The organism is Candidatus Propionivibrio aalborgensis (assembly GCF_900089945.1).
GTDB lineage: Bacteria > Pseudomonadota > Gammaproteobacteria > Burkholderiales > Rhodocyclaceae > Propionivibrio > Propionivibrio aalborgensis.
This window is the reverse complement of sequence record NZ_FLQY01000171.1, coordinates 1-6778: the sequence shown is the minus strand read 5'-3', so window position 1 is coordinate 6778 and position 6778 is coordinate 1. Positions and strand designations below refer to the sequence as shown.

Annotated in this window: 6 protein-coding genes; 3 read left to right on the top strand and 3 right to left on the bottom strand. The window is 60.4% G+C overall.

What is annotated here, in order from left to right; all coding sequences use genetic code 11:
- Positions 1 to 941: radical SAM protein (locus tag PROAA_RS09295; protein WP_186411080.1), on the bottom strand; the 941-nt coding region annotated here is incomplete at its 3' end.
- Positions 942 to 1079: 138 nt separating this feature from the next.
- Positions 1080 to 2822, bottom strand: coding sequence for an ABC transporter transmembrane domain-containing protein (locus tag PROAA_RS09290; protein ID WP_186411079.1), 1743 nt, complete (start codon positions 2820 to 2822; stop codon positions 1080 to 1082).
- A 103-nt stretch (positions 2823 to 2925) separates the two neighbouring features.
- Here PROAA_RS09290 and PROAA_RS09285 point away from each other — a divergent pair, with 103 nt between their 5' ends.
- From PROAA_RS09285 to PROAA_RS09275, 3 genes are read left to right on the top strand one after another with little or no spacing between them, the layout of a single operon-like run.
- Positions 2926 to 3321: an MAPEG family protein gene (locus tag PROAA_RS09285; RefSeq protein WP_186411078.1), complete on the top strand. Its 396-nt coding sequence runs from the start codon at positions 2926 to 2928 to the stop codon at positions 3319 to 3321.
- A gap of 34 nt (positions 3322 to 3355) precedes the next feature.
- Positions 3356 to 4426: a carboxysome shell carbonic anhydrase domain-containg protein gene (locus PROAA_RS09280; protein WP_186411077.1), complete on the top strand. Its 1071-nt coding sequence runs from the start codon at positions 3356 to 3358 to the stop codon at positions 4424 to 4426.
- Positions 4427 to 4436: 10 nt separating this feature from the next.
- On the top strand, positions 4437 to 5276 hold the full coding sequence (locus PROAA_RS09275; RefSeq protein WP_186411076.1) for an alpha/beta fold hydrolase: 840 nt from the start codon (positions 4437 to 4439) through the stop codon (positions 5274 to 5276).
- Between the two features lie 68 nt (positions 5277 to 5344).
- On the opposite strand, the gene PROAA_RS09270 is transcribed toward PROAA_RS09275, so the two are convergent.
- A partial coding sequence (locus PROAA_RS09270; RefSeq protein WP_186411075.1) for a cation:proton antiporter domain-containing protein occupies positions 5345 to 6778 on the bottom strand: 1434 nt, incomplete at its 5' end.

Here is a 6778-nt window from a genome sequence, read left to right as displayed (position 1 = left end):
GAAAACGCCCGTTGGCGAACATTGCCCAGCGTGTAATGCCACCACATGGTATCCGGATGCACATTGCCCAGATTGTCGATATTGGCGACGTTCACGCCTGATGAGTTGCCGCCCCACTGTGCCAGCTTGGCGTGTATATGCTCGGCCTTCTCGGGGAAATTCTTCCTCACCCAGTAAAGGAAATAGACGCCGTCGGCATCGTTGTTGCCGGTTGTGAACTCCTTGTTGAGGCCGCGCTGTTCATATTCCCAGCAGGTATCGAAGAGCAGATCCATGGCCCAGCGCGTCAGCTTGTGCTGGGCATCGTCCTTGCGGTTTTTGTTGCCGCGCCCGGCATAGTTGAGGTGTGAAAAATAGAAGCGGTCGATGCCTTCGTCCTCGACCAGTTTCAGCAGCTTGGGCAGATCGTGCGCGTTATCCTGGGTCATGGTGAAACGCACGCCGATCTTCAGCCCCAGATCACGGCACAGGCGGATGCCGCGGAGCGAGGCCTCGAAAGCACCCTCCATTCGGCGGAACTTGTCGTGCGTTTCCTCAATGCCATCGAGTGAAACGCCGACATAATTGAAGTCGCACTCGGCGATGCGATCGATGTTTCCGGCATCAATCAGCGTGCCGTTGGACGAGAGACCAACGTAAAAGCCCATCGCCTTGGCGTGTTGCGCAATATCGAAAATATCCGGACGAAGCAGTGGTTCGCCACCGGACAGAATGAGCACCGGAACGCGAAAGCCCTTGAGGTCGTCCATCACCTTGAAAATTTCGCCGGTAGTCAGTTCACCGGGGAAATCCTTGTCGGCGGAAATCGAATAGCAGTGCTTGCAGGTCAGGTTGCAGCGTCGAATCAGGTTCCAGATGACGACCGGCGCAGGCGGATTCCTTTTTTGCCCGAGCGGAGTGGGCGAAGCGATTTCCTGCATGTATTGCGAGATACGGAACATGGTTGGGCTCACTCGGGAGGACGCGTCATTCTATAGCAGACGCTTCGGCCCGGTATTGACATCGATCAATCGACCGAGGATCGATCTGGTCACCATGAATACCTCGCAGAATGCCGGTAACGGTCCGTGGCGCTATCCTCAAGACGTAAATTGCAGCCGCGCAAGATGGGCGTAAAGCCCATCCTGCCGCACCAGTTCAGCGTGGCTGCCTGTTTCGACAATGCGCCCCTGGTCCATGACCACGATGCGGTTGGCCTGCTGCACCGTGGCGAGCCGATGGGCAATAACCAGCGTCGTACGGTTCTTCATCAGCTTCTCTAGCGCGGCCTGGACCAGACGTTCGCTTTCGGCGTCAAGCGCCGAGGTTGCCTCGTCGAGCAGCAGAATAGGGCGGTCGGCAAGCAGCGCGCGGGCAATGGCGATGCGCTGGCGCTGGCCACCGGAAAGTCGCACGCCGCGTTCACCCAGTTCGGTTTCATACCCTTCGGGCAAGCGGCTGACAAAATCGTCGGCGTAGGCGGCCGCGCAAACCTCGCGTACTTCTTCCCGGCTGGCCTCCGGTCGGGCATAGCGCACGTTCTCCAGTACGCTGGTGGCGAAGATTACAGCCTCCTGGGGTACCAGGGCGATGCAGCGGCGCACTGCCTGGGGGTCCGCGGAGGCAAGGGGTATTCCATCGAGGCAAAGGCTGCCCGATTGGGGATCGTAGAAGCGAAGCAAAAGCTGGAAAACCGTAGTTTTGCCCGCGCCGGACGGACCAACCAGGGCGACGCTTTCACCGGGCGAAACGGAAAGGCTGAAGCTGTCCAGGGCGGGTGTATCAGGCCGGGAAGGGTAGCGGAAGTCGACTCCCTCGAAAGTGATTTCTCCGCGCGCTCGCGCGGGCAGGGGAAGCGGATGCAGCGGCATGCCCACATCGGGTTGGGCCGCGAGCAGTTCCAGCAGGCGCTCGGTGGCGCCGGCGGCCCGCTGCAAATCGCCCCAGGATTCGGACAGGGCGCCAACCGAGCCGGCAACCAGCGCCGCATAGAAGACAAAGGCCGAGAGCTGGCCGGGGGTGATGCGGCCGAGCAGCACATCGTGCCCGCCGACCCACAGGATCAAGGCGATCGCTCCGAATACCAGCACCATGACGGCCGCTACCAGCGTGGCACGGTTGCGGATACGCGCGACCGCCGTCGTGAAACCTCGCTCAACCAGATCGGCGAAGTCGCGCCGGTCGGCGTTCTCATGCCCATAGGCCTGGACGATACGGATTTCGTGGATCGTCTCGTCGATCCGATTGCCCAGATCCGCCACCCGGTCCTGGCTGATGCGCGCCAGGCGTCGCACTCGACGTCCAAACAGCACGATGGGTGTTACCACCAGCGGTACGCCGGCCAGCACCATCAAGGTCAGCTTGAGATTGGTGGTGAACAACATGGTCAGCCCGCCGATCAGGATCAGGATATTGCGCAGGGCGATCGACAGACTTGAACCGATGGCGTTTTCAATCAGAGTCGTGTCCGACGTCAGACGGGAAATCACCGCGCCAGTGCGACCCTGTTCGAAATATGAGGGAGGCAGTGTCAGCAGGTGGTCGAAGACGCGCCGACGCAGATCCGCAGTGACGCGCTCGCCGAGCCACGAGACATTGTAGAAGCGGGTGTAAGTCGCCGCCGCGAGCAGGACGATGATGCCGAACATGGCCATCAGGGCGCGATCAAGCCAAGCCGGATCTCCGGCGGAAAACCCCTGGTCAATCACCGCTCGCAATCCCTGACCGACACCCAGCATGGCCATGGCAGCAACCACCAGGGCGATGGCCGCAAGCAGTATGCGATTGCGGTACGGCTTGAGCAAAGCCAGGACAATGCGGGCAGGAGTGTTTTGGTCGGGCATGGTTCGGTTTCGTGAATCGGCCTGCATTGTAAGTCCCGATTGGCATGGGGTATAGTTCCAAGTTCGCCCAGTGCCACGCTAGCTCAATTCTCAAGGAGCAACCATGTCGTCTCTTCCTCTGGCAGCTTTCGTTACCCTTCTGGCGGTTCTGCTGTTGTTCGTCACGGCGCTGAATGTCGGTCGGGCCAGAGTACGCTACGGCATCAAGGCTCCCGCCGTTTCCGGGCATGAGGTTTTCGAGCGCGCCTTTCGCATCCAGATGAATACGCTGGAGAACACAGTGCTGATGTTGCCGGCCTTGTGGCTGTATGCGGGGCTCATCGGCGACCGCGGTGCCGGCATGATGGGAATTGTCTGGCTTGTCGGCCGCGTCTGGTATGCAGTTGCCTATCAGATCAATCCGGACAAGCGCGGCGGCGGATTCGGGCTCGCCATGCTGGCCTTTGCCGGACTCTGGTTTGGGGCGCTATGGGGCGTCGTGCGGGTAATGGCGCACTGAAGCGCATCGAGTCATTCAACGCAGGCATCTGGCCATGGACATCCACAGCAAGCCCATACAGCAACGCATCGACTGGCTGTTCGATCTGGCCCGTCGCCACGGCGAATCGTTCAGGAGCCCCGAAGCGTGGCTTGCCCGCGGACGCTATCTCGCGGAGCACCCCACCGCAATCGCCGTGCTCAAATGCATGGACGGGCGAATCAACATTCCCGTCGCCACCAACACGCCGACCGGCATCCTGATGCCTTTTCGCAACCTCGGCGGCATGTTCGATCTCGGCTGGCCGCACCTCGGCGAGGTGCTTGCCCATCATGTCCAACGCATGGTTAACGACGGCCGGCGGGTGCTGTTCCTGATCACCTACCACTGGTCGAAGGGCGACCCCGCACGCGGCTGTGCCGGCTTTGCCTACAATACGCAAGCCGCGATAGCCCATACGCAGGAAATCCGCCGTCAGGTCGAGCATATTTTCGGTAGCGGCCACGGTACCGTTTACCCGCTGGTTTGCGGCTTCGAGACCGATGAGGATGCCCTGGCGATTCACGGCGTCGACGGCCGCATGCTCGATCTCGCCACGCTTGGAGAGGGCGATGTCGCGATGCTGGAGCCGCGCTTGGCCGACTTGTTGCCGGACATGCCGGCACAGATGCGCGCCGACCTGTTGCCCCTGCTAGCCGGAAATCTTGATCACATCACACAGGTTCGCGAACAGGTGCGCCTCCATGAGCGCATGCTCGACATCGAGCACCGAGAGTGGATGATCTGCCTTGGTCGTGGCTTCGACTTCCTGCATACGCCCAACCAGGCGTTGATCGTTGGCCCGTACAGCCCGGATTTGGCCGACCCGATCCGCAAGGCTGCGGGCATCATTCAAAGCAACATGAAAGCCAAACGTATTCCGTCCGACGGCTTTCTGCTGCTCGCCTCGGTGCCTTACGATGAAATTGGCGTCGACCGCGCCCGGGCCGAGCTCAAATCTCGCTTTCTTTCCGGCTTTGCTGCGAACGTCATTCGCGCCGATTACCCGGCACTCGCCGAGCAGATGTCGATGCATAAGGCGGTGCTTGACTGGCGCTCGCGCAGCCTCGAGTTTCTGGCGGGATGAAAAGCGCGCGATGCAATTCGAAACGATAGATGCCGACGACGGAGAGCAGCTCCATGTCCGTCAGACGGGCAGCGGGGCGCCAATTCTCATGCTCCATGGCTGGACTTCCAGCCACGCGTCCTGGGCGCCATTGATCAAACCACTGGCCGGGCGCTATCGTCTCCTGCGGCCGGATGCACGTGGCCACGGGGGCCATCGACTCAGCGTTACCCGAAAACCGGATATCAAACGCCTCGCCCGCGACGTCATCAACCTGCTCGATCACTATGAAATCGAGCGTGTCGCGGCTATCGGCCACTCGATGGGTGCGTTGACGCTCTGGCAGTGCATCCGTGATTTCGGCACCGAACGCTTTTCGCACCTCGCTTTCATTGATCAGTCGCCAAAGCTGCTTACCGACGAAACTTGGAATGGCGGAATTTATGGCGACTTTACCGCGGACCACGCGCAGCGCATGCTCGATGAGTTCAATACGGACTTTGCCGAAGCGGTACTGCGCCTGATCGCCTTCGGCCTCAACGCCAAGGCGCGCGAAACCTACCTGCGCAACACTTCGGGCTGGCAGGTGATACGCGATGCCGTTCGCCTTATCGACCCACCGCCGGCCATTGCCATCTGGGAGACCCTGGTCGACGCCGACTACCGCGACGTGCTGCCGGCGATCGACGTGCCGACCCTGTTGGCTCACGGTACCGCCAGCAACTTTTATACGGCCGAGACGGCGCGTTACATCGCTGCCCACGTGCCGCAAGCGCGATTGAGTTTCTATGAGGGCGCCGATCACTGTCCACACATGCTGCAGCCGGAGCGCTTCGTCGACGAATTTTTAGAGTTGCTTGAAACAGCCTAAGGTTTCGATTCGCAAGAGAGCTGACTGCGTTGGTCCCGCATTGATCCAGATTTGCATTGCCGAACGGGTCAATGCCACCCCTTTGACGAATGCTCAGAATCAAACTGCTCGCGGTCGCGGGCAAACAGGGCAGCGAGTTCATCGCGACCCGCCTTCACGGCAGAGACGCGACTGGCCTCGTCCTTGAAGTTGGGGAGGAGCGCTTCCAGGCCGCGGATGTTGTGGCGGCGAAAGATGTTGGCCATGTCCCTTGCCCGAAATCGATCGATGCCCAAGGTTTCCAGGACATGGCGGCCTGCCTTGAGCGCGGCCTCGAAGGTTTCGCGCTCGATGACATCGACGCCGCGCGAACGCAGCTCGACGTAGTGCATGACGTTGCGCGCGCGGGCTATGATCTTCAGCTTGGGGAAGGTTTGACGCACGATATCGGTTAGCAACAGACTGTCTTCGATGTCGTCGATCGCATTCACAAGCAGGGCGGCCTGGTCTGCTCCGGCGGCGTGTAGAAGATCGACACGCGCTGCGTCGCCGTAAAAGACCTTGTAACCAAACTTGCGCAGCTGCTCGATTTGATCAGGATCGTGATCCAGCACCACAGCATTGATTCCATTGGCAAACAGAAGGCGGCCGATGATCTGCCCGAAGCGGCCAAAGCCGGCGATGATGATGCGAGCCTCCTTTTCGTCGATTCTGTCGGCTTGATCATCTTTTCCGCCGGCACATTCGACGCGCGCGATCCACCAATCGTGAAGCATCAGCAGCATTGGCGTGGTCGCCATTGAGAGTGCGACGACCATGTTGAGCAACGCCGTCCATTCGCCGCTCAGCACGCCAACCGTGTGCGCGGAGGCAAACACGACAAAGCCGAATTCGCCCCCTTGCGAAAGCAGGATGGCAAACAGCCAGCGCTGGCGCGAGGTTACACCGATGACGCGTGCGGTGAGCCACAGCGTTGTCAGCTTCAGGCCCAGAAAACCCAGCAGCAGCATCGCCAGCAAGCCGGGTTGACTGATCAGCAGCCCGAAATCGATCGCCATCCCGACCGAAATGAAGAAGAGACCCAGAAGCAGCCCTTTGAACGGCTCGATGTCAGTCTCCAGCGCATGGCGGTACTCCGAGCTTGCCAGCAAAACGCCCGCGAGAAAGGCGCCCAGGCCCATCGAAAGGCCGACGAACGACATGATTTGTGCGATGCCGATCACCAAGAACAGGGAAAACGCGGTGAAGACTTCACGCAGATGGGTTCTGGCCACCAAGCGCAGCAGTGGTCGCGTCAGATAGAGGCCGATGACAATCACCGCGGCGATCGCTGCAAGCGCTTTCGCCACGGCCACCCAGCCCGGCTCATGGGCACCTGATTCGCCTGCTGCTGCCATACCCAAGAGCGGAATAATGGCGAGCAAGGGTATGGCCGCAATGTCCTGAAAGAGCAGAACCGCAAAGCTGGATTGGCCGGTAGGGGTTGGCAGGAAGTTGCGCTCGTTCATGGTGGCGATGGCAAT

Bases quoted from the DNA above. Each gene is read 5' to 3' on its own strand.
- PROAA_RS09285 (WP_186411078.1), top strand. From the start codon at position 2,926: ATGTCGTCTCTTCCTCTGGCAGCTTTCGTTACCCTTCTGGCGGTTCTG.
- PROAA_RS09275 (WP_186411076.1), top strand. From the start codon at position 4,437: ATGCAATTCGAAACGATAGATGCCGACGACGGAGAGCAGCTCCATGTC.
- PROAA_RS09290 (WP_186411079.1), bottom strand. From the start codon at position 2,822: ATGCCCGACCAAAACACTCCTGCCCGCATTGTCCTGGCTTTGCTCAAG.
- PROAA_RS09280 (WP_186411077.1), top strand. From the start codon at position 3,356: ATGGACATCCACAGCAAGCCCATACAGCAACGCATCGACTGGCTGTTC.